This window comes from Sandaracinobacteroides sp. A072 (assembly GCF_052616365.1).
In genome coordinates, this window is sequence record NZ_JBQXGU010000002.1 from 594,359 (window position 1) to 614,873 (window position 20,515).

A 20,515-nucleotide genomic window follows, 5' to 3' on the forward strand; every position below is an offset into this window, starting at 1 on the left:
CAATGACCAGAATTTCCGGCCCCCGAATCGCGAAGCCGTTGGGGCCGCTTGACCCGCGCACGGCAGCATGGCGCAACGATCTGGCCGACATCGCGCTTGCACAACTGGTTGCAGTTCCGAACTATGTCGAGCCGCGCACCATGGTGGCGACGCGCCGGGCCATGATGCTGGGCGCCGACCGCGCCGACGCGCCCGCCGTGAGCGAACTGCTGCCGGGCGAGACCTTCGCCCTGCTGGACAGCGGCCACGGCTATGGCTGGGGCTATTCCCTTCATGACCATTATGTGGGCCATGTCCCGCTCGACGCGCTGGCGCTTTCGCAGCCCCCTGCGGGCGAAGCCATGCTGATCGGCCCCGGAGACGGGCTGGTACTGGCAGCACCGGCGGTGAAGGCGCCTGTCGTCGCCACCCTGCCCATGGCGGCCCGGGTCGAAGTGACCCCGCATGACGAACGTTTCCATGCAATCCTTGCCGGCCCCCATGCCGGCTGCTTCATGCACCACCGGCACCTGCTGCCCGCAGGCGGGGACAGCAGCGCCGACTGGGTCGAATTCGCGGAACGCTTCGTCGGCACGCCCTATCGCTGGGGTGGCCGCAGCCGGGCCGGCGTGGACTGTTCGGGCCTGGTGCAGGTGTCGCGCCTTCTGTCCGGCCATGCCTGCCGGCGGGACAGCGACATGCAGATGGAAGACGCGAGCTACGCCGTCATGCCGGGCGAAGTGCGCCGGGGCGATCTTGCCTGCTGGCCCGGCCATATCGGCGTGATGGTTGATGACCGCCACCTGCTGCACGCCAACGCCCACTGGATGGCCTGCGTGGTGGAGCCGCTGGAAGATGTGGTGGCGCGTGCGCGCCAGCGGGGCGAAGCACAGCCCGAGCCAAGGCTGCGCCGCTTCTGACACCGGCCCGCCCATGGGGCCTTGCGACCCACAGCCCGACCCGTTGCCATTCTGCCGCAACCACATGAAATTTCTGTTGCGGCATCTGTTCCGCTTGCCGCTGCATGGACCGTGCAGTATCTGGCCCCGCAAGGTGCGGGGAGGCACCGGAAGGGGCAAAAGACCCCTCGAAACGGACCGGTGAAAACGCCGGCTAACGGGAGAGGCCCAGGTGGCGGACATGCATTCGAAACAATCTGGTGCGGACATATTGGAACATGGCGGCCTGATGGCCCGCCTGGAAGGCCTCGGCCTTCCGCGGGACTATCAGCCCAGCGATGACGAACCCTTCATGAATGACAGGCAGCTGGCCTATTTCCGCGCCAAGCTGCTGCAATGGAAGGCCGACATAGCAGCCGAATCGAAGGCTACGCTCGAAACGCTGAAGGAAGGCCCGATCCAGGAGCCGGACCAGACCGACCGGGCGTCATCGGAAACCGACTGGGCGCTGGAACTGCGCACGCGTGATCGCCAGCGCAAGCTGATCTCCAAGATCGACTCGGCGCTCCGGCGGATCGACAGCGGGGACTATGGCTATTGCGAGATCACGGGCGAGCCGATCTCGCTGCAACGGCTGGAAGCGCGTCCGATCGCCACGATGACGCTGGAAGCGCAGGAACGCCACGAGCGGGAAGAGCGCATCAGCCGGGACGACTGAACCCGAACTGAACCCAAGGGGTCTCACCCCTGGCTATGCGGGTTGCTGAACAGGCGACACGGGAAAAGGCGGCGGATCGCATCCGCCGCCAGCCCGGATAGCGCTGCTATTGCATGCGGCGGATTTCCTCCTTCAGCTTCAGCTTCTGCTTCTTCAGTTCGCTGAGCTTCACGGAATCCGGCACCGGGCGGTTCATCTCGGTCGTGATCTGACCCTCGATCATGGCATGACGGGAGTTGAGAGCTTCGAGATGCGAGCTGGCCATGGTGGCGGTTCCTTTCTCTCCAGAAAGCGCCCGGATTCCTGGGCGCAGGGGAAAGTAAATCATGCATTCGTGCCCCTGTCAGCGGGCTGAACAGGAATTTCGCCATGGTCCCGGCCCGGCCGTTTCCATGGCCATATGTGGGGCCGTGCCAGGCGCTTCACCACAAGATGAGGGCCATGGCCGAATCTCTGCCGGGCAAGGGCCAGAAGCCGACTCGGCGGCGGGCCGGCTGCATGTTGACGCGGGCATGGCTTATGGTCATTGGCGCGCAATGTCGGCCCGGCCCGGCGGCGGGCATCCGGCAAGCCATTGCATAGATGGGCAACAGGAACAGGCGGCATTCCATGGATGAAGCGGAACTGAGGGCGCGCCTTCATGCCTTGTCGCAGGAGCATCGCGATCTCGATGCCGCGATCGAGGCGCTATCGCGTTCGGCAACGGCCGATATCCTCCAGATCGCGCGGCTGAAAAAGCGCAAGCTGCGCCTGAAGGACGAGATCGCCCAGATCACCGACCTGCTTATCCCCGACATCATCGCCTGAAGGACTGGCTGAGCAGCTGAGGCCTTCAGCGGGCCAGCAGCGCCTCGATCCGTGCGTGGAAGCCTGCAATGCCCTGCTCCAGCCCGCCCAGCAGCAGATCTGGCACGGCGCCCGATTCCAGGCCACGCTGCCCGGCTTCGGCCGCCATGAAATCCTCCGCGCCGAACACCTTGCCGTCGAGCAGCGCCCAGCTCTTGCGCCAGTGCGCCTCTTCCTCGGGCGTTCCGGGTGGTTGGGGGATGAGCATGAAATCCTCGACCAGCGTTTCCCCGGCCGATTGCGGCATCAGCACCATCAGGTTCACATAATCGGGGCTGGCAATCAGGATCGCGCCGGGCAGCAGCTGATAGGCATAGGTGACGATGCGGCGCAGAGCTGCCCAGTCACTGAAATCAACCCCGGACAGCCCGCCAAGCCGCGCCACGGCAGAGCGCATGTGCGGCCCGATGCTGTCTCCGGCCGAAAGCCCGTCCTCGAAGAAGCGGGCGATGGAATTCCGGTGCAGCCGCTGGACATGATAGCTTTCAAGGAAGGCATCCATCACCAGCTTCCAGTTGGAAGCGACCCTGTGGGTGCGGCGGGCGTAGAGATGCATGCCGCCAAGGCCGAGGGCGTCGAAATCCTCGGCCAGCAGGCCCCGGGCCAGGCTGAAATCGACATCCGCCGAAGGGCCGGGCGCAACCCAGACGAGCCCGCCGGCTTCTGCCGAAACGCACTCGACCAGTCCCATCACCGCCTTGTCGAGGCCGGGAAATGTCTCTGGCCGTGGCAGGGCCTTCAGCCGGCCATCGAGGCCATAGGCCCATGCATGATAGGGGCAGAGGATCTGCGACGCCTCCACCGGTTCGGGCGCATCGGCCAGCCGCGTGCCCCGGTGCCGGCAGGCATTCAGAAAGGCCCGCAGCCGCCCTTCCGGATCCCGCAGCAGAAGCAAGGGGAGCCCGAAGCCGTCATGCGTCAGCATCGTTCCGGGCGCTGGCAGCATGGCGGATGGCCCGATCAGGAGGGGCATGCCCCCGAACAGCCTTTCCTTTTCGGCGCGGAAGCGGTCCGGGCAGAGATAGGCGCTGGCCGGCACGGTCGAGATGATGGACGTATCGGGCGGCGGCCCGTCACGGCACTGCTCCGCCAGGCGGATCTGGCCGCTGGTCGGCGCGCGGGCCACTGCCGCGCCTTGCGCGTTGGCGAAGGACGCCTTCATGCCGGCATGATGCGCCCGGCATCGCCATCAGCGCAAGCCTGTTTCCTTGGGCACGGAAACCGGCCACAAGCAGCCGCATGACAGCATCCGCCAAAGAGGGCCGCGGCTGGGGCGCGGCCATACGCCCCTATCTCGAACGCGGTCCCGTCGGCGCGCTTCTGCTGGGCCTGTCCTCGGGCGCGCCCTTTGCCATGCTGGCCGCAACCCTCACCACGAGGCTTGCCGAATCGGGCATCCAGAAATCCACCGTCACGGCCTTCGCGCTCACCTTCCTGCTCTATAATTTCAAGTTCCTGTGGGCGCCGGTGATCGACAGGGCGCGGCTGCCGCTGCTGGCGGCCGCTGTCGGCCAGCGCCGCGCATGGCTGGTGCTGATCGCCATCGGCCTTGCGGCAGGCTTCACCTGGATGGGGGCCGTCGATCCCGTGGCCGATATCGGCCAGATGGTGGCGGCGGCGCTCTTCGTCGCCTTCCTCGGCGCCAGCTTCGATATCGTGATCGACGCCTATCGAATCGAAAGCCTGCGCGAGGACCAGCTGGGCGCGGGGTCGGGGATGAGCCAATATGGCTGGCGGCTCGGCGCCGCAGGCGCGGGCGCCCTCGCCCTGGTGCTTGCAGAGCGTTCGGGCTGGGGGCTTGCCTATGCGGCGGCAGGCCTTTTCGTGCTGCCGGCGCTGGCTGCCGGGCTGCTGCTGGGGGAACCTGCCGCACGGACGGCGGCACTGGCCGCCGAGGCGCTGCAGCCGCTGGGCCAGCGGCTGCGGACCGCCTTCATCGCCCCGCTTGCCGATTTCATGAAGCGCCAGGGGGCGGTTCTGGTGCTGCTGTTCGTGATCATTCACAAGATCGGCGATACACTGGCGAACCTCTCGCTCAGGCTGCTGCTGTCAGACCTCGGCTTCACCAAGGATTCGATCGCCGTCTATGACGTCGGCTTCGGGCTTGTGGCCACACTCGTCGGCATCTTCGTCGGCGGGGCTGTCTATGCCCGGCTCGGCATGATGCGCGCCGTCATGCTCTCGCTCGTGCTGATGGCGGTTTCCAACCTCAGCTTCGCCTGGCTTGCAACCATGGGCGCGATCGACTGGGCGCTCGCCGTCACCATCGGCTTCGAGAATTTCTCCAGCGGGGTCGGTGGCGTCGCCGTCGTCGCCTATCTGTCCTGGCTGTGCAACCTGCGCTTCACCGCCACCCAGTTCGCCCTGCTGTCGGCCCTTGCCTCCATCCTGGGGCGCTTCCTTTCGGGCACCACGGCGGGCGGGCTTATCGAGGTGATGGGCTTCGTCAACTTCTACATACTGACGACGGTTCTGGCGGTTCCGGGCATCCTTATCTTCCGGCTGCTGATGAAGCGCTACGCCCCGCCGCCTGCCGGGGATGGAAACATGCCCGACAGACTGTCATAATTCGATGCCACAGGCCTCGTCGACAGGCCCGCGCGGGGCCTCGAACGAGGGACGGGACCGCCATGCAGCAGACCGAATCCGCATCCACCGCCATTTGCGCCCGCCGGCTGGCGACATCTCCGCACATTCACCGGCAGGGCCGACTCGACGTCCGGCTCGCCCGGTCGGACGAGGAGGTCGCTGCGGCGCAGGCACTGCGCCATGGCATTTTCTATGGCGAAATGGGTGCGCGCGCCGATGCGGCCACCATCGAGGCCGGGCGCGATATCGACCCCTATGACAGCCTGTGCGACCATCTGCTGGTGATCGACCATGAGGGGCCGGAAGGGCCAAGAGTCGTCGGCACCTACCGGTTGCTGCGGCAGGACGTGGCGATGGAGAACAGCGGCTTCTATTCCGCTGGAGAATATGATCTTGGCCCCCTGCTCCGCACGGCGCATCAGGGCGGGCAACTGCTCGAACTGGGCAGGTCGTGCGTTGCGCCTGCCTTTCGCGACAGCCAGACCATCAGCCTCTTGTGGCGCGGCATCGCCAGCTATCTGGCCATGCACGATATCGGCCACATGTTCGGCTGCGCATCCTTCCATGGCACGAACCCCGATGACCATGCCGCCGAGCTGAGCTATCTGTTCCACCATCATCTGGCACCCCCGGACCTGCGGGCACGCGCCCTCGTCCACGAGCCGATGGACCGGCTGCCCGCCGGCAGCTATGATGTGCGTGGAAGCCAGCGTGCCCTGCCGCCCCTGCTGAAAGGCTATCTGCGGGTCGGCGCGATGGTGGGTGACGGCGCCCATATCGACCGGCAGTTCAACACGGTGGACGTGTTCGTGCTGATGCCTGTCGAGCGGATCACGCGCCGCTATCTCGACCGTTTCACCGGGGGTTGCGAACGCTGCTGAAAGACGAGGATGGCCTTGCCGTCGACATCAGGGTGAACCCGCGCGCCCGGCGCATGGTGCTGCGCCTGTGTCCCGATAGCGGCACGGCCCGCGTGACGCTTCCGCCGCGCACCTCGCGCGCCGAGGCGCAGGCCTTCATCACCCGCAACCGGGAGTGGATCCGCCTGCAACGGGAACGGCGCGCGACGCTGAACCGGCCCTTCGTGCCGGGCCTCGACCTGCCCTTCCGGGGCGGCAGCCTGCTGCTGGCGCCGGGCAGCGGCCGCCTCGCACGGCATGAAGGGGGCCAGCTGCTGGTTCCGGGGGAAGGCAGCCTGTTTGCCGGCCGGGTTCGGCGCTGGCTGACCCAACAGGCGCTGGTGCTACTTGAGGCGGAGACCCGCCAGCTGGCGGCATCGGCGGGGCTACGGGTGACTGGCGTGCGCGTGGGCGATTATCGCAGCCGCTGGGGAAGCTGCGCCCGCGACGGACGAATTGCCTATAGCTGGCGGCTGATCCTGGCGCCCGATACGATCCGCGCGGCTCTTGTCGCCCATGAAGTGGCGCATCTGGCTCACCCCAATCATGGCCCGGGCTTCTGGGCGCTGGCGACAGAGCTGCTCGGCACGCCCCATGGCCCGGCGCGCGCCTGGCTGAGGGAGCATGGCCCGCGCCTGATGGGTTATGGCGCCGGCGCCTGACCGGCCTGCTGGCGACGTTCCTGGCGGACGGCATCTTCGAGCCAGCGGTCGGTGAGCGGCTCGGGTTCCGGCAGGGCCCCGGTCTGGACGGGCGACTCGGCGACGGGCGCCAGACTGGGATCGAGCGCGCCAGGATCCAGCGTCTCCCCGCCCTCTCCGAACAATTCGGAACCGGGCACGATGCCGTAGGCCTCGGCGTCGGGCTCGCTGCCGTATTCCGGCTGCTCGACCTGGTCTTCGAGATCGGAAATGGCGACACCGCTGAGGGCCTTGGCCATGAAGGCGGAAAATAGCCGTGCAGGCGCCTGTCCGCCCGCCAGCCCGCGGACCGCCTTCGCATCGTCGCGCCCGATCCACACGCCGGCCACGAGTTCGGGCGTGAAGCCGATGAACAGGCCGTCCTTGTTCGAGCTGGTGGTGCCCGTCTTTCCCGCCAGCGGGCGGCCGATCTGCGCCGCCCGGCCGGTGCCCGCCTCGACGGCGGCGCGCAGCATGTCGGTCATGTAGGCGGCGACGAAAGGGGCAACGAGCACGCGCGGGGTTTCCGGCTCCCGGTTGTAGAGGGTGCGCCCGGAGGATGTGGTGATCGACTGGATGGCCCAGGGGCGGGCTTCCACGCCGCGCGCGGCTATGGCCGCATAGGCCGACGTCATCTCCAGCAGGGTCGTTTCCGACGAGCCCAGCGCCATGGCCGGCTGGGTGGAAATGGGGGTGGTGATGCCGAAGCGCCGGGCCATGCCGGCCACGCGGTCATAGCCATATTGCTGCGCCAGCCTGGCCGCCACGGTGTTGATCGAAAGCGCAAAGGCCTGGCGCAGCGTGACAGAGCCGAGATAGCGGCCGTTGGAATTGCGCGGGCTCCAGTTGCCGATGGTCAGCGGCTCGTCCACCACGCGGCTGTCCGGGGTCATCCCCTCTTCCAGCGCGACAAGATAATCAAAGAGCTTCCAGGATGATCCCGGCTGGCGGCGCGCGACGACGGCGCGGTTGTACATGCTGGTCGCATAATCACGCCCGCCCACCATCGCGGTGACGGCGCCATCGGCGCGCATGGACACAACGGCGGCCTGCGTTCCCGCCACCATCTGCGAATGCACGGCAGCTTCGGCTGCGGCCTGGTGGCGCGGGTTGAGGCTGGTGGTGACGTCGAGCGCCTCGTCGGCCTCGTCCGTCAGCGTTTCCAGCTGGGTGAGCACCCAGTCGGTGAAGTAGCGCACGTCGCCCTGATCGCGGTCGACCACGAAGCGGACGGCGCCGACATCGGCCGCGGCTGCCTCGGCCGGGCTGATGGCGCCGGATTCGCGCATGGTGCCGATCACCACGCGGGCGCGGCTGCGGGCGCGTTCCGGGTCTGCGGTGGGGGCATAGCGGCTGGGCGCCTTCACCAGCCCGGCGATGATGGCGGATTTCTCGAGATCGAGCTCCGTTGCCGGATGGCCGTAGAATTTCCGCGAGGCCGCATCGATTCCATAGGCGCCGCCGCCAAAATAGACCCGGTTGAGGTAGAGCTCCATGATCTGCTTCTTGGTGAAGCGCCGCTCCATCGCCAGCGCCAGAACCGCCTCGCGCAGCTTGCGGCCATAGGTCTGCTTGCGGGTCAGGAACAGGTTCCGCGCCAGCTGCTGGGTGATGGTGGAGGCGCCCTCCACCGTGCCGCCGGCGCGGAAATTGACCACCGCCGCACGCGCGATGCCGAAGGGGTCAATGCCGGGGTGCCAGTCGAAGCGGCGGTCCTCCACGGCCTTCATCGCCTCGATCATCTCGCGCGGGATCCGATCATAAGGCAGCCAGGCGCCATAGCTTGGCCCGACGGTGACAAGCTCGGTGCCATCGGCCGCGCGGATGACGACGGACTGGCCCTGCGGGCTTTTCATCATCTCGGAATAACCGGGCAGGGACGCCATGCTCACAGCCACGGCAAGCGCCAGCCCGAGCGTGCCGAGCAGCGCCAATATCGCGCCCCAGCCGATAAGACCGAAGACGATGCGCCCGATAAGCGAGCGCCGCGGCGCTTTCCGCCTGGAGGATGTGCCTTTCATGGGGTTTCAGGAATAGGGAGGGATTATGGCGGCAACAAGATCCATGCGCCCTCGGCTCGTCGCAACAGGACACGTCACTACAGGTCAAGTCGCAACAGGGACCACCAGGCCGACAATCCTTGAAATGCCGTGTAACTAACCTATCTGGTTAATCCTTCTGGGGGAGACAGGGGCATGCAAAACTTGAACGGCCAGATCATCGACGGCTGGGCGGCCGGCGCCGCGCGCGCGGCTTCACCGAATTTCGAAACCGGGCACCGGGCGCGCGACTGCATCGTCATGCATTACACGGCAGGCTACACGGCTGAATCCGCAATCGCGACATTCCGGAACAGGGCATCACGGGCAAGCGCCCATTTCGTGATCGAAACCGATGGCAGAATCACCCAGATGGTTAGCCTGAACGACACCGCCTGGCATGCAGGGGGCGGTGTCTTCCGGGGCGCCGGGCAGGTGAACCAGCGCTCCATCGGGATCGAGATCGTCAATCCCGGCTATCATTTCCGCAGCGATACGGGCGAATGGCTGAACTGGCAGCGGAAACCCGTGCCTGCAGCAAGGCTGAGACCCTTTCCGGGCATGCTGGAAGCACGTGACCAATGGGTCGGCTCCGCCGCCGCCTTCTGGCCCCTTTATCCCGAAGGGCAGCTGCGCGCCATCGAGCAGATCGTGACGGCCTGTCTCGGGGCGTTTCCATCCATCTCGGCCATCGTCGGCCACCGCGATGTCGATACGGTACGCAGGCTGAAGGTGGACCCCGGCCCCGCCTTTCCCATGGAGCGCATGCGCCGCCTGCTGGCGCAGCCCGGCCGCGAGGCGGCACGGGCCGGGCGGCGGATGCGCGTTGTCTCGCCCGAAACGCCGCTGAATGTCCGCAGCGGGCCCGGAACCCGCTATGAACCGCTGAAGCGCGGGCCGCTGCCGCACGGCCGGCAGGTGCATGCGCTGGAGGCGCACGGCGACTGGCTGCGCGTGCGCGTGGAGGATTCCGGCGGTCTTGCGGCCCCCTTCGAGGGCTGGTGCCATGGCGGCTATCTGAAGCCGGTTGGCAGCGAAACTATCGCGACACGGCACTAGCGATTCATTGCGCCCGTCTTCGCGGACCGTTAAGCGGCCCGCGAAGACGTTTTTTCAGGAGATGCGCGCAATGACGGAGCAGGTGAAAAAGGTTGTGCTCGCCTTTTCGGGCGGGCTGGATACCAGCGTGATCCTGAAATGGCTGCAGGCCACCTATAATTGCGAGGTGGTCACCTTCACCGCCGATCTCGGCCAGGGCGAGGAGCTGGAGCCAGCCCGCCACAAGGCCGAACTGATGGGCGTGAAGGAAATCTTCATCGACGACCTGCGCGAGGAATTCGTGCGCGATTACGTGGCGCCGATGATGCGGGCGAACGCGCTTTACGAAGGCCAGTATCTGCTCGGCACTTCCATCGCCCGCCCGCTGATCGCCAGGCGGCAGATCGAAATCGCCCGGCAGGTGGGCGCCGATGCCGTCTCCCATGGGGCGACGGGCAAGGGCAATGACCAGGTGCGCTTCGAGCTTGGCTATTATGCGCTCGAACCCGGTATCCGCATCATCGCGCCCTGGCGCGAATGGGACCTGACCAGCCGCGAGGCGCTGATCGCCTTCGCCGAGGCGCACCAGATCCCGATCCCGCGCGACAAACGTGGCGAAAGCCCCTTCTCGACCGATGCGAACCTGCTGCACACCTCGTCCGAGGGCAAGGTTCTGGAAGATCCGTGGGAAGAAGTGCCGGATTATGTCTATTCCCGCACCGACAACCCGGAAGACGCGCCCGATACGCCGGAATATATCACCATCGATTTCGAGCGCGGCGACCCTGTGGCCATCAATGGCGAAGGCCTGTCGCCCGCCAGTCTGCTGACCCGGCTGAATGACTATGGCAAGCGCCATGGCATCGGCCGGCTCGACCTGGTGGAAAACCGCTTCGTCGGCATGAAGAGCCGCGGCATGTACGAGACGCCCGGCGGCACCATCTGGATCGCCGCCCACCGGGGCATCGAATCCATCACCCTCGACCGTGGCGCCGCCCACCTCAAGGACGAGCTGATGCCGCGCTATGCGGAGCTGCTCTACAATGGTTTCTGGTTCGCACCCGAACGCGAGATGCTGCAGGCCGCGATCGACTACAGCCAGGAAAAGGTGACGGGCACGGTCAGGCTGAAGCTCTACAAGGGCAGCGTCAATGTCGTCGGCCGAAAATCGCCTTATTCGCTCTATTCCGCCAACATCGTCACCTTCGAAGACGATGCCGGCGCCTATGACCAGCGCGACGCCAAGGGCTTCATCCGCCTGAACGCCCTGCGACTGCGGCTGCTCGGCCAGCGCGACCGGCAGGGCTGAGGCCATCGGGCTGAAGCTACGGGCCTGCGCCAGCCGGGCCGTGGTGACATCAAGGCAGGCTGCCTGCCCCCTTCCGGGGAGCGGGCGGCCAGCCTATTGTGGGCGCAGGAGACCTTGATGCCAGACGTGCCGCGCCCACCCCTCACAGATACCGCCATCTTCCGTCGCACGCTCGTGGTGGCGGCGGCCATCGGGCTTTGCGTCATGCTCTGGCGGCTGACCGATCTTCTGCTCCTGCTCTTCGCCTCGGCGCTGGTGGCGCTGATGTTCCATGAATTCGCCCGGCTGCTGCAACGCCGCCTGCGCCTGCCCTTCCCGCTGGCGCTGATTCTGGCGGTGATCCTGCCAATCGTCGGCATAGGCATCATTGGCTGGGCCTTCGGCAGCCTGATGGCCGAGCAGTTCGCCATTCTCTTCGAAAAACTGCCCTCGGCCTTTGCCCAGGTGAAAACCTGGCTCGACACATCGACCGAAGGCCGCGCCGTGATGGAGAACATCGGCGGCTTCATGCCCGATGGCCAGCGCATCGTCTCCGTGGTGCAAACCGTGCTCGGAAGCGCCGGCACGGCAATCACGGGCCTTGTCGTGGTGCTGGTGTCGGGCGTCTATCTGGCCGCCCAGCCGGGCCTTTATGGCCGGGGCCTCCTGCTGATGCTGCCCCCCGCAAGGCGTCAGGCCGCCCTCATGACGGTCGAGGCCGTGCTCGCCAGCCTCAACGCCTGGCTGAAGGGACAGGCGGTGTCGATGAGCTTCGTCGGAGCGGGCACGGCGCTTGGCCTGTGGATCGCTGGCCTGCCCTCGCCGCTCGCCATTGGGCTGGTGGCCGGCCTGTGCGAGTTCGTGCCCTATCTGGGGGTGATCGTCGTCTCCATCCCGGCCGTCATTCTCGGCTTTTCCATCAGCTTCGAAACCGGGATCGCCACCGTCATTGCCCTCATCGTCGTGCAGCAGCTGCAGGGCAATGTCGTGACGCCGATGGCGCAGTCGGCCATGGTCGATCTTCCACCTGCCCTCACCGTCTTCTCGCTGATTGCGGCCGGCGTGCTCTTGGGGCCGCTGGGGGTCATTCTGGCCGTTCCGCTCACCGTCGTCGGCCTTGTGCTGGTAAAGCAGTTCGTCGCCTCCAGATATGGCGAGGGGGCGCTGCCGCCCGCAGGCTGAAACCCTGCAAAGATTGACTGCAAGGGCCGGCTGCGCCAAGCGCCGCTGTCGCATATCTCTGCATGAACCGGGATTGGAGCTTTAACGTGGGTTATCGGGTTGTCGTCGTCGGCGCCACGGGCAACGTGGGCCGCGAAATGCTGAACATCCTTGCCGAACGCGAATTTCCGCTGGCCGACATCGCGGCCGTGGCTTCGCCGCGCTCGCAGGGCACGATGATCGACTTCGGCGATACCGGCAAGGAGCTGAAGGTCCAGAACATCGAGAATTTCGATTTCACCGGCTGGGACATCGCCCTCTTCGCCGCCGGTTCCGGGCCGACGAAGATCCACGCGCCGCGTGCGGCGGCGGCGGGCTGCACCGTCATCGACAACAGCTCCCTCTACCGGATGGACCCGGACGTGCCGCTCATCGTGCCGGAAGTGAACCCGGAGGCGATCGACGGCTACAAAAAGCGCAACATCATCGCCAACCCGAATTGCTCGACCGCGCAGATGGTGGTCGCACTGAAGCCGCTTCATGACGAAGCCGGCATCACCCGCTGCGTCGTCTCGACCTACCAGTCCGTCTCGGGCGCGGGCAAGGACGGCATGGACGAGCTTTTCGAGCAGACACGCGCCGTCTTCGTGGGCGACGAAAAGGTCCGCAAGAAGTTCACCAAGCAGATCGCCTTCAACGTGATCCCCCACATCGACGTCTTCCTCGATTCCTCATCCGGCTATGACGGCTACACCAAGGAAGAATGGAAGATGGCGGCGGAGACCAACAAGATCCTCTCGCCCGACATCCGCGTCACTGCGACCTGCGTGCGCGTGCCCGTGTTCGTCGGCCATTCCGAAGCCATCAACCTCGAGTTCGAGCGGCCCATTTCCGTGGCGCGCGCCCAGTCCATCCTGCGGGAAGCGCCGGGCGTCATGCTCATCGACAAGCGGGAAGACGGCGGATACACGACACCCGTCGAGTGCGTGGGCGACTATGCCACCTTCGTCAGCCGTGTCCGCCGCGACCCCACGGTGGAAAACGGGCTGGTGCTCTGGTGCGTTTCCGACAATCTCCGCAAGGGCGCGGCCCTCAACGCGGTGCAGATCGCCGAGCTTCTCGGCCGCCGCCACCTGAAAAAGGGCTGACAGCAAACGGGCAGCCGGGGCAGCCAGATGGCGCGCCCCGGCTCGCTCAATCGCTTTTTGCGATCACGCACTTCCAGTAAATCAATTTGTTCGATTGAAGCCTGCGACCTATATACACCTTGCCCGAATCAACTGGCAAAGGAGTTCGCATGCCCATCATCGGAAGCACCCTCAAGCCGTTCACTGCCCAGGCCTTCAAGGAAGGCAAGTTCGTCACCGTCACCGACGGCGACGTCAAGGGCAAGTGGGCCATCTTCTTCTTCTATCCGGCTGACTTCACCTTCGTCTGCCCGACGGAACTCGAAGACATGGCTGACCTTTACGGCGAGTTCCAGAAGCTCGGCGTCGAGATCTACAGCGTTTCGACCGACACGCATTTCAGCCACAAGGCCTGGCACGAAACCTCGCCGGCCGTCGGCAAGATCAACTATTTCATGCTGGGCGACCCGAGCGGCCAGATCACGACCAACTTCGACTGCATGCGCGAAGGCGTCGGCCTTGCCGACCGCGCGACCTTCGTCGTCGATCCCGATGGCGTGATCCAGTATGTCGAGGTCACTTCGGAAGGCGTCGGCCGCAATGCGTCCGAACTGCTGCGCAAGGTGAAGGCGGCCCAGTATGTCCGCTCGCACCCCGGCGAAGTCTGCCCGGCCAAGTGGGAAGAAGGCGAGAAGACCCTTGCTCCCTCGCTCGACCTCGTCGGCAAGATCTGAGGCTGGCCCCAGCCGCATGACGGCGCTGCCGCCCACCCCCAGTGGGCGGGCGGCGGCTGCCACCGGCCCGACAAGACGGCCACCTGTTCACTGACCCGGAGACACCCCCATGCTCGACTCCAACCTGAAGGCCCAGCTGAAGGCCTATCTCGAGAAGATCACCATGCCGATCGAGCTGGTGTCATCCCTCGATGACGGTCCGAAGTCGGCCGAACTCGCCGGACTGCTCGGCCAGATCGCGGAGCTGTCGGACAAGGTCAGCCATGTTCGCGCCGATGACAATGCGCGCCGCCCCTCCTTCCTGATCCGCCGCACCGGCACCGACATCGGCGTGCGCTTCGCCGGCATCCCCATGGGGCATGAGTTCACCTCGCTGGTGCTCGCGCTGCTCCAGGTCGGCGGCCACCCCTCGCGCGAGGCGCAGGAACTGCTCGACCAGGTGCGCGACCTCGACGGCGACTTCCTCTTCGAAACCTATTTCTCGCTCTCGTGCCAGAACTGCCCCGACGTGGTGCAGGCGCTGAACCTGATGAGCGTCATCAACCCCCGCATCCGCCACGTCGCCATCGACGGCGCCCTCTTCAAGGAGGAAGTAGACGCCCGCAAGGTGATGGCGGTGCCGACCGTGTTCCTGAACGGCGAGGTGTTCGGCCAGGGCCGCATGGACCTCGCGCAGATCGTCGCGAAGATCGACGTGAACGCATCCGCGCGCGCCGCCGAGAAGATCCGGGCCAAGGACGCCTTCGACGTGCTGGTCGTGGGCGGTGGCCCGGCGGGCGCGGCGGCGGCCATCTATGCCGCGCGCAAGGGCATCCGCACCGGTGTCGCGGCCGAGCGTTTCGGCGGCCAGGTGCTCGACACCATGGGGATCGAGAACTTCATTTCCGTCCCCTATACCGAGGGGCCGAAGCTCGCCGCGCAGCTTGAAGCCCATGTGAAGGACAATGATGTGGACATCATGAACCTTCAGCAGGCAATCGAACTGGTGCCGGCCACAACGCCGGGCGGCCTTGTCGAGGTGAAACTTGAGAACGGCGCCAGCCTGAAATCCCGCACCGTCATCCTCTCGACAGGCGCGCGCTGGCGCACCATGGATGTGCCGGGCGAGGATGACTATCGCAACAAGGGCGTTGCCTATTGCCCGCACTGCGACGGCCCGCTGTTCAAGGGCAAGCGCACGGCCGTGATCGGCGGCGGCAACAGCGGCGTGGAAGCCGCGATCGACCTTGCCGGTATCGTCGCTCACGTCACCCTGATCGAGTTCGACAGCCAGCTGCGCGCCGATGCGGTGCTGCAGACCAAGCTGCGCAGCCTGCCCAATGTCACCATCATCACGTCGGCGCTGACCACCGAGGTGAAGGGCAATGGCGAGCGCGTGACCGGCCTTGTCTACAAGGACCGCACGACCGACCAGCTGCACGAAGTGGAACTGGAAGGCATCTTCGTCCAGATCGGACTCGTGCCCAACACCGAATGGCTGAAGGGCACGGTCGCGCTTTCTCCGCGTGGCGAGGTCGAGGTGAACGCCAGGGGCGAGACCAGCGTGCCCGGCGTGTTCGCGGCCGGTGACTGCACGACGGTTCCCTACAAGCAGATCGTCATCGCAATGGGCGAAGGCTCGAAGGCAGCCCTGTCCGCCTTCGACTACATGATCCGCCTGCCGCAGGATGTGGCCAAGGCCGCCTGAACCGCGACAGGCCAAACCTGAACAGGCTGAATGAAAAGGCCGCCATCCCATTCCGGGGGGCGGCCTTTTTCATGAACCCGGATCTCAGGGCTTGCCGGGCTTTTCCGGCTGATAACGGTTTTCGAGGAAGCGTCCCTCGACCTCCAGCGCGGTCAGGCTTTCGCGGGCGATGCTGCCGTTGATGCGGTCGATCTCCGCCGCCACCACCTTCAGCCCTTCCTTCAGGTGGCGGGTGGCTTCCGGCGTGGCGCGGTGGGTCGCCGGTACTTCGGCATAGCTTTTCACCAGCCGGGGCAGATGATCCCCGATCAGGCGGCGGGCATCGTCTGCCATGGGGTGCCCGGCATCCAGCTTCGCCAGTTGCGGCGTGATGAGATCGAGCCTTGTCATGATGCGGTCGATCTCCGCCGTGACAGGCGCCGGCAGCAGGGCGCGATGGCCCTCCAGCCAGTCCTCCACCTGCGCGGGAAGCGCCTTCAGCGGCACTTCGGGCAGGGCTTCGAGCGTCGGCGAACGCTCGCGCGGCCAGCTGGTCAGAACGGCCATGACGACAAAGGCCGCAAGAATGGTGAGCATGACCCCGCCGAAACCCAGCGGGCCGATGAAGCCGCCATAGACAACAGCCGCCAGCACCACGGCAAAGGCGCCGAGGAGCATGTTGCGGATCCTGCGGCCGACGGCGCGGGTCTTGCGCTCGATCCGGCGGGCGCGCGCCTTCATCGCCTCGGGCGATTTCACGGTGCGCGCCAGCCACGCATCATAGCGGGCGAGCGCCTCGCGGGTTTCGGGCAGCAGGGACATGGATCAGCCCTCGACAGGCGCGAAGGGGCTTTCCTGCGCCTTGCCCTCGATCTGCGCCATGCCCTCGGCCCGAGCGATATAGCCGCGCGATTTCTCGACTTCGCCCGAAAGCGTATCCACCGTCTGCTTCATGCTGGACAGCGCCTGCAGCTTGAACTGGTCGATGGAATCCATCGTCTGGTAGATATTCTGGAAGGCCTGTTTCAGCGTTTCGAGCGGGATGGTGGAAGACGCCGCCTGCCTGTGGATTTCGGCTGTCTGCGTGCGCAGCATGGTGCCGGTCGAATCGATCACATTGGCGGTCGTCGTGTTCAGCGCGGTGATCTGGTCGAGCACCAGCTTCTGGTTGGTCAATGCCTGGGCAACCGTGACGGCGGTGCGCAGTGCCGAAACCGTGGTCGTGGATGCCCGGTCCACACCCTTCACCAGCTCCTGATTGTTCTTCTTCACGAGATCGAGTGCCAGATAACCCTGCACCGAAACCGCCATCTGGGTCAGAAGGTCGGTCGTGCGCTGGCGGGTATAGAAGAGCGCCGTCTCGCGGATGGCCTTGGCCTTGGCGGGATCGACATGGTCGAGTTCGGCCGCCTTTTCCTCCAGCCGCGCGTCCAGCGTCTTCGACAGGTGGATCATCTGCTCAAGCTTGCCCATGGCTTCCCACAGCTGCCGGCGCTCGACGTCGATGGCGGCATTGTCGCGCAGCAGTTCATCCTTGCCGCCCTGCAGCCGCTTCAGGATCGTGGCGATATGCGACTGGGCCGAGGCATAGCTGTCGAAATAGGCGCGCGCCTTGTTGCCGAAGGGAATGATCCCGAAGAGCCTGCGACGGCTGGTGATGTCACCGCGCCGCGATGGGTCGAGATCCTCCACCGTGCGGCGCAATTCGGTCAGGTCGGCGCCGATACCGGTGTCGGCGTCCATGGCGCGCACGGGCCGGTCGAGAAAGCGGTTGGACTGGCCCGATGCCTCGGCGATCTGGCGGCTGCCAAGACTCGCAAGCTGGTCTACGCGCTTGCCGAATTCCGGGCTGTTGGCATCCTGTGCCACGAGATCGGCGATGAAGGCTTCCACCTTGCGGTCGAGTTCGGTCTTCTGCCCTTCGTCAAGCGGCACAAGCCCGGCCGCCGTTTCGGGAGAGACGGCGGGAACAGGCTCGGGCGCGTCGAGCTTCAGGGGCTTCTGCCCGGCAATGGCGGCGGCACTCTCAGTCTGGGGCTCCATGGCATCTTTCTCTGTCTGACACCCCTCTCGGGAACAGAGGATGGCGATTGCGCGGCCAGTTCGCAAGAGCAGCCGCCTTGCCGGCGGCACCTCAAGGCTCTAGCTCTTTCCACATGCACTATCGAAGCTTCGACGGAACCAGCCTTCACGTGACGGAGATGGGCGATGGGCCGGCCCTTCTTCTTATCCATGGCCTGTTCTCGAATGCGGATGTCAACTGGGTCCGCTTCGGCACGGCGCGGAAACTGATGGATGCAGGCTATCGCCTGATCATGCCCGACCTGCGCGGCCATGGGCAAAGCGACGCGCCGCTCGATGCAGATGCATGGCCCGCCGATGTGCTTTCAAGGGATATCGAGGCGCTCGTCGAACAGCTGGGCCTTGGCGGGGACTTTGTCCTCGGCGGCTTTTCGCTGGGCGCGCGCACCACCGCGCGGCTGCTGGCGCGGGGCATGCGGCCGCGCGCCGCCATCTTCGCCGGCATGGGGCTGGAAGGGCTTACCAGCGCCAGCCGCCGCAGCGACTGGTTCATCACCATGATCGAGGGGCGCGGGCAATGGAAACGCGGTGACCCCTATTTCATGGCCGAAGCCTTCATGAAGACCCATGTGACGCAACCCGATGCCCTTGTTCACCTGCTGCGCCAGCAGCTGGACACGCCAGCAGACGTGCTTGCGGGCTTCGACCTGCCGGCCCTTGTGGTGTGCGGCACGGAAGACGAGGACAATGGCCCGGCCCCCGATCTTGCCCGGCTGCTGCCGCAGGGCCGCTACAGCGCCATTCCGGGCACGCACATGAGTTCGGTGACGAAACCCGAACTGGCAGCGGCGATGATCGACTTCCTGGAAAGCCTCTGAAAAGACTCTGAGCGGCCACCTGCTCAGAGATGCTCCTTGAACCAGCCCAGTGCATCGGCCCATGCCGCCTTTGCCGCCGCCGCATTGTAGCTGGGGCGGTAATCGGCCAGGAAACCATGGTCCGCATTCTCGAACAGGCGGATGTGGCTCGGGCTGCCGGCGGCCTTCAGCGCCGCGTTCATGCGCTCCACATCGGCAAGCGGGATGCCCTTGTCGAGCGTGCCGTAAAGCCCCAGCACCGGGGCCTTCAGCGCACCGGCGACATCGATGGCGTGGCGCGGCTGCAGGTCCGACGGTTCGCCCACCAGCCGCCCATACCAGGCAACACCTGCCTTCAGCGCGGGGTTGTGGTGGGCGTAAAGCCAGGTGACGCGCCCACCCCAGCAGAAGCCGGTGATGCCAAGGCGCTTCGCGTCGCCGCCATGCCGTCCGGCATAGGCCGCCGCCGCGTCGAGATCGGCCATCACCTGCGCATCCGGCACCTTCGAGACGATGGTGCGAAACAGGGTCTGGATATCGGACACCTTCGTCGGGTCGCCCTGACGCTGGTACATGTCGGGCGCGATGGCGTAATAGCCCGCATGGGCGAGCCTGCGTGTCACGTCCCTAATCCATTCGTGCAGGCCGAAGATTTCCTGCACCACCAGCACGACCGGGGCATCATGGCCGCGCTTGCCGCGCGGGCGGGCGCGATAGGCATTCATGCGCAAACCGTCCGAAGCCTCGAACTGCACCATGCCTTCCTCAAGCCCGTCTGTCGGCGTGAAGGCGCGGTCGGCCCGCACCGGCTGCGCGGCGATCGCATAGCCAAGCGCCGCGACCCCGCCGCCCAGCGCCGCACGGCGGCTGACGCCCGACATGCGCACCCAGTTTTCCGTTTCGGGAAGACGATCCGTCATTTTCACTCTCCCTCTGGCAAATCGGCATAGGCCCGCACCAGCGGCCAGCCGCCCACGGCAGCCATCAGCCGGTCCCGGTCTGCCGCATCGAGCGCGGCATGGGCCGCGGCGATCTTGCGGCGGCTCTTTTCGGTGAAGCCGCGCGCCGGCACATCGACACCATCGATGGCCAGACGCTTCGTGCCATCGGCCAGCGCCTGAGCATTGGCCCGCTGGAAGGCATGGAAGCCCAACGCGTCGCCGCCGAGAAGCGGTTCGAGGCGGCGGCTGACGGTGGCGAGATCATCCCACTGGCCGAGCGGATCACCCCCGGCATCGGCAAGCGCCTTCAGCCGGCCATGGAAGGCGACAATGGCCGGGTAGCGCGGCGCGACATGAGCCTTTGCCGCCGGTTCCCACAACAGGCCGGCTTCGAGATAGCCCCAGAGCGACGCATCGGCGAGGCTGGGCCGCGTGCCGGCGAGAAAGGGCGTGGCCGAGAGGATCGTCTCCAGTGCAGCAAGGCTGGCCTCCAGCTGCGCCAGCACCTGCTGCCGGCTTTGCGCGACCACGCCGTTCACCTCGCCCGCCATCACGAAAAAGCGCTCGGTCGCGTCCGCGATCCGCGCCACCTTTTCCTCCAGCCCGGCGGGACTGTCGGCGCCGGCCGGGTGGCCCAGAACGTTGAGCGCCCCGGCCCGCGCCACCCAGGCGCGTGTTGCGGCATCCACAGGCCGCCAGGCGAGGCAGGCGCGCAGGAACCATTCGTCCAGCCAGTCCTCGGCCACCAGCATCAGCCAGTCGAGCGCCGGGTCATCGGGCCGCAGCGAGCGGGCCGGGTGGCGGCGCGAAAGTTCGAGGCCGATATCGGTCGAATCGACGATCCAGTCCCCCTCTTCGCAACAGACGACGGGGAAGCGGTGATAACCGCCGACAGCGGCCTCCACCTCGGCCTTGACGGCCAGCGTCTTCAGCCGGTCATCGACGGGAAGGCCAAGCAGGCGCATCGCCGCCCAGGCCTTGCGGGTGTAGAAGCTGGGTTCTGTTCCGTAGAGTATGGGCATGGCCAGCATC

General features: G+C 66.1%; 20 protein-coding genes. 13 read left to right on the plus strand and 7 right to left on the minus strand.

Translation table 11 applies throughout. From position 1 onward, the window contains the following. Positions 1–2 precede the first annotated feature (2 nt). Positions 3–899 (plus strand): C40 family peptidase, encoded by an 897-nt coding sequence (locus ACUJ46_RS08750; protein ID WP_445390085.1) that lies wholly within the window; start codon positions 3–5, stop codon positions 897–899. 268 nt (positions 900–1,167) lie between these two features. Beyond that, positions 1,168–1,596 carry an RNA polymerase-binding protein DksA gene (gene dksA, locus ACUJ46_RS08755; protein WP_445390150.1) on the plus strand — a complete coding sequence of 143 codons (429 nt, stop codon included), beginning with the start codon at positions 1,168–1,170 and terminating at the stop codon, positions 1,594–1,596. A gap of 106 nt (positions 1,597–1,702) precedes the next feature. Here the strand turns inward: dksA and ACUJ46_RS08760 are convergent, their stop codons facing one another. Next, positions 1,703–1,861 carry a DUF465 domain-containing protein gene (locus ACUJ46_RS08760; protein WP_445390086.1) on the minus strand — a complete coding sequence of 53 codons (159 nt, stop codon included), beginning with the start codon at positions 1,859–1,861 and terminating at the stop codon, positions 1,703–1,705. Positions 1,862–2,205: 344 nt separating this feature from the next. Here ACUJ46_RS08760 and ACUJ46_RS08765 point away from each other — a divergent pair, with 344 nt between their 5' ends. After that, the gene (locus ACUJ46_RS08765) at positions 2,206–2,403 is read left to right on the plus strand and encodes a YdcH family protein (RefSeq protein WP_445390087.1); all 198 of its coding nucleotides are present in this window, start codon (positions 2,206–2,208) and stop codon (positions 2,401–2,403) included. Positions 2,404–2,428: 25 nt separating this feature from the next. On the opposite strand, the gene ACUJ46_RS08770 is transcribed toward ACUJ46_RS08765, so the two are convergent. Then, positions 2,429–3,604 (minus strand): aromatic ring-hydroxylating oxygenase subunit alpha, encoded by a 1,176-nt coding sequence (locus ACUJ46_RS08770; protein ID WP_445390088.1) that lies wholly within the window; start codon positions 3,602–3,604, stop codon positions 2,429–2,431. A gap of 77 nt (positions 3,605–3,681) precedes the next feature. On the opposite strand from ACUJ46_RS08770, the gene ACUJ46_RS08775 reads away from it, so the two are divergent. The 3 genes from ACUJ46_RS08775 (at position 3,682) to ACUJ46_RS08785 (ending at position 6,592) form a co-directional block, all read left to right on the plus strand. Then, entirely contained in the window at positions 3,682–5,010 is a 1,329-nt protein-coding gene (locus tag ACUJ46_RS08775) for an AmpG family muropeptide MFS transporter (RefSeq protein WP_445390089.1), read from the plus strand. 62 nt (positions 5,011–5,072) lie between these two features. Next, positions 5,073–5,912: a GNAT family N-acetyltransferase gene (locus ACUJ46_RS08780; protein ID WP_445390090.1), complete on the plus strand. Its 840-nt coding sequence runs from the start codon at positions 5,073–5,075 to the stop codon at positions 5,910–5,912. Then, the gene (locus ACUJ46_RS08785; RefSeq protein ID WP_445390091.1) at positions 5,897–6,592 is read left to right on the plus strand and encodes a M48 family metallopeptidase; all 696 of its coding nucleotides are present in this window, start codon (positions 5,897–5,899) and stop codon (positions 6,590–6,592) included. The genes ACUJ46_RS08780 and ACUJ46_RS08785 overlap by 16 nt, the downstream gene beginning before the upstream one ends. On the opposite strand, the gene ACUJ46_RS08790 is transcribed toward ACUJ46_RS08785, so the two are convergent. After that, entirely contained in the window at positions 6,574–8,631 is a 2,058-nt protein-coding gene (locus ACUJ46_RS08790; RefSeq protein ID WP_445390092.1) for a transglycosylase domain-containing protein, read from the minus strand. The genes ACUJ46_RS08785 and ACUJ46_RS08790 overlap by 19 nt on opposite strands. A gap of 174 nt (positions 8,632–8,805) precedes the next feature. Here ACUJ46_RS08790 and ACUJ46_RS08795 point away from each other — a divergent pair, with 174 nt between their 5' ends. From ACUJ46_RS08795 to ahpF, 6 genes are all read left to right on the plus strand, one after another. Further along, positions 8,806–9,708: an N-acetylmuramoyl-L-alanine amidase gene (locus tag ACUJ46_RS08795; RefSeq protein ID WP_445390093.1), complete on the plus strand. Its 903-nt coding sequence runs from the start codon at positions 8,806–8,808 to the stop codon at positions 9,706–9,708. 70 nt (positions 9,709–9,778) lie between these two features. Next, positions 9,779–10,996 (plus strand): argininosuccinate synthase, encoded by a 1,218-nt coding sequence (locus ACUJ46_RS08800; RefSeq protein ID WP_445390094.1) that lies wholly within the window; start codon positions 9,779–9,781, stop codon positions 10,994–10,996. 117 nt (positions 10,997–11,113) lie between these two features. Next, positions 11,114–12,157 carry an AI-2E family transporter gene (locus ACUJ46_RS08805; protein WP_445390095.1) on the plus strand — a complete coding sequence of 348 codons (1,044 nt, stop codon included), beginning with the start codon at positions 11,114–11,116 and terminating at the stop codon, positions 12,155–12,157. Positions 12,158–12,243: 86 nt separating this feature from the next. After that, positions 12,244–13,284, plus strand: coding sequence for an aspartate-semialdehyde dehydrogenase (locus ACUJ46_RS08810; RefSeq protein ID WP_445390096.1), 1,041 nt, complete (start codon positions 12,244–12,246; stop codon positions 13,282–13,284). Positions 13,285–13,433: 149 nt separating this feature from the next. Continuing rightward, the gene (gene ahpC, locus ACUJ46_RS08815; protein ID WP_445390097.1) at positions 13,434–13,997 is read left to right on the plus strand and encodes an alkyl hydroperoxide reductase subunit C; all 564 of its coding nucleotides are present in this window, start codon (positions 13,434–13,436) and stop codon (positions 13,995–13,997) included. 109 nt (positions 13,998–14,106) lie between these two features. Next, complete coding sequence (gene ahpF, locus ACUJ46_RS08820) at positions 14,107–15,684, plus strand: alkyl hydroperoxide reductase subunit F (protein ID WP_445390098.1); 1,578 nt, start codon at positions 14,107–14,109, stop codon at positions 15,682–15,684. Between the two features lie 84 nt (positions 15,685–15,768). On the opposite strand, the gene ACUJ46_RS08825 is transcribed toward ahpF, so the two are convergent. Continuing rightward, entirely contained in the window at positions 15,769–16,485 is a 717-nt protein-coding gene (locus ACUJ46_RS08825) for a hypothetical protein (protein ID WP_445390099.1), read from the minus strand. Between the two features lie 3 nt (positions 16,486–16,488). Next, positions 16,489–17,706, minus strand: coding sequence for a toxic anion resistance protein (locus tag ACUJ46_RS08830; RefSeq protein ID WP_445390100.1), 1,218 nt, complete (start codon positions 17,704–17,706; stop codon positions 16,489–16,491). Positions 17,707–17,819: 113 nt separating this feature from the next. Between ACUJ46_RS08830 and ACUJ46_RS08835 the strand changes: the two genes are divergently transcribed. Continuing rightward, a complete protein-coding gene (locus ACUJ46_RS08835; RefSeq protein ID WP_445390101.1) occupies positions 17,820–18,563 on the plus strand; it encodes an alpha/beta fold hydrolase in 744 nt (247 codons plus the stop codon). A 23-nt stretch (positions 18,564–18,586) separates the two neighbouring features. On the opposite strand, the gene ACUJ46_RS08840 is transcribed toward ACUJ46_RS08835, so the two are convergent. Both ACUJ46_RS08840 and ACUJ46_RS08845 read right to left on the minus strand, forming a co-directional pair. Beyond that, a complete protein-coding gene (locus tag ACUJ46_RS08840) occupies positions 18,587–19,462 on the minus strand; it encodes a dienelactone hydrolase family protein (RefSeq protein ID WP_445390102.1) in 876 nt (291 codons plus the stop codon). 2 nt (positions 19,463–19,464) lie between these two features. Further along, positions 19,465–20,505 carry a glutathione S-transferase family protein gene (locus ACUJ46_RS08845; RefSeq protein WP_445390103.1) on the minus strand — a complete coding sequence of 347 codons (1,041 nt, stop codon included), beginning with the start codon at positions 20,503–20,505 and terminating at the stop codon, positions 19,465–19,467. Positions 20,506–20,515: the final 10 nt, after the last annotated feature.

Excerpts from the sequence above, each read along its gene's own strand:
- ACUJ46_RS08770 (WP_445390088.1), bottom strand. The coding sequence starts at position 3,604 with ATGAAGGCGTCCTTCGCCAACGCGCAAGGCGCGGCAGTGGCCCGCGCG.
- ACUJ46_RS08825 (WP_445390099.1), bottom strand. The coding sequence starts at position 16,485 with ATGTCCCTGCTGCCCGAAACCCGCGAGGCGCTCGCCCGCTATGATGCG.
- ACUJ46_RS08790 (WP_445390092.1), bottom strand. The coding sequence starts at position 8,631 with ATGAAAGGCACATCCTCCAGGCGGAAAGCGCCGCGGCGCTCGCTTATC.
- ACUJ46_RS08840 (WP_445390102.1), bottom strand. The coding sequence starts at position 19,462 with ATGACGGATCGTCTTCCCGAAACGGAAAACTGGGTGCGCATGTCGGGC.
- ACUJ46_RS08750 (WP_445390085.1), top strand. The coding sequence starts at position 3 with ATGACCAGAATTTCCGGCCCCCGAATCGCGAAGCCGTTGGGGCCGCTT.
- ACUJ46_RS08800 (WP_445390094.1), top strand. The coding sequence starts at position 9,779 with ATGACGGAGCAGGTGAAAAAGGTTGTGCTCGCCTTTTCGGGCGGGCTG.
- ACUJ46_RS08780 (WP_445390090.1), top strand. The coding sequence starts at position 5,073 with ATGCAGCAGACCGAATCCGCATCCACCGCCATTTGCGCCCGCCGGCTG.
- ACUJ46_RS08765 (WP_445390087.1), top strand. The coding sequence starts at position 2,206 with ATGGATGAAGCGGAACTGAGGGCGCGCCTTCATGCCTTGTCGCAGGAG.
- ACUJ46_RS08835 (WP_445390101.1), top strand. The coding sequence starts at position 17,820 with ATGCACTATCGAAGCTTCGACGGAACCAGCCTTCACGTGACGGAGATG.
- ACUJ46_RS08760 (WP_445390086.1), bottom strand. The coding sequence starts at position 1,861 with ATGGCCAGCTCGCATCTCGAAGCTCTCAACTCCCGTCATGCCATGATC.
- ACUJ46_RS08805 (WP_445390095.1), top strand. The coding sequence starts at position 11,114 with ATGCCAGACGTGCCGCGCCCACCCCTCACAGATACCGCCATCTTCCGT.
- ACUJ46_RS08845 (WP_445390103.1), bottom strand. The coding sequence starts at position 20,505 with ATGCCCATACTCTACGGAACAGAACCCAGCTTCTACACCCGCAAGGCC.
- ACUJ46_RS08775 (WP_445390089.1), top strand. The coding sequence starts at position 3,682 with ATGACAGCATCCGCCAAAGAGGGCCGCGGCTGGGGCGCGGCCATACGC.
- ahpC (WP_445390097.1), top strand. The coding sequence starts at position 13,434 with ATGCCCATCATCGGAAGCACCCTCAAGCCGTTCACTGCCCAGGCCTTC.
- ACUJ46_RS08795 (WP_445390093.1), top strand. The coding sequence starts at position 8,806 with ATGCAAAACTTGAACGGCCAGATCATCGACGGCTGGGCGGCCGGCGCC.
- dksA (WP_445390150.1), top strand. The coding sequence starts at position 1,168 with ATGGCCCGCCTGGAAGGCCTCGGCCTTCCGCGGGACTATCAGCCCAGC.
- ACUJ46_RS08830 (WP_445390100.1), bottom strand. The coding sequence starts at position 17,706 with ATGGAGCCCCAGACTGAGAGTGCCGCCGCCATTGCCGGGCAGAAGCCC.
- ahpF (WP_445390098.1), top strand. The coding sequence starts at position 14,107 with ATGCTCGACTCCAACCTGAAGGCCCAGCTGAAGGCCTATCTCGAGAAG.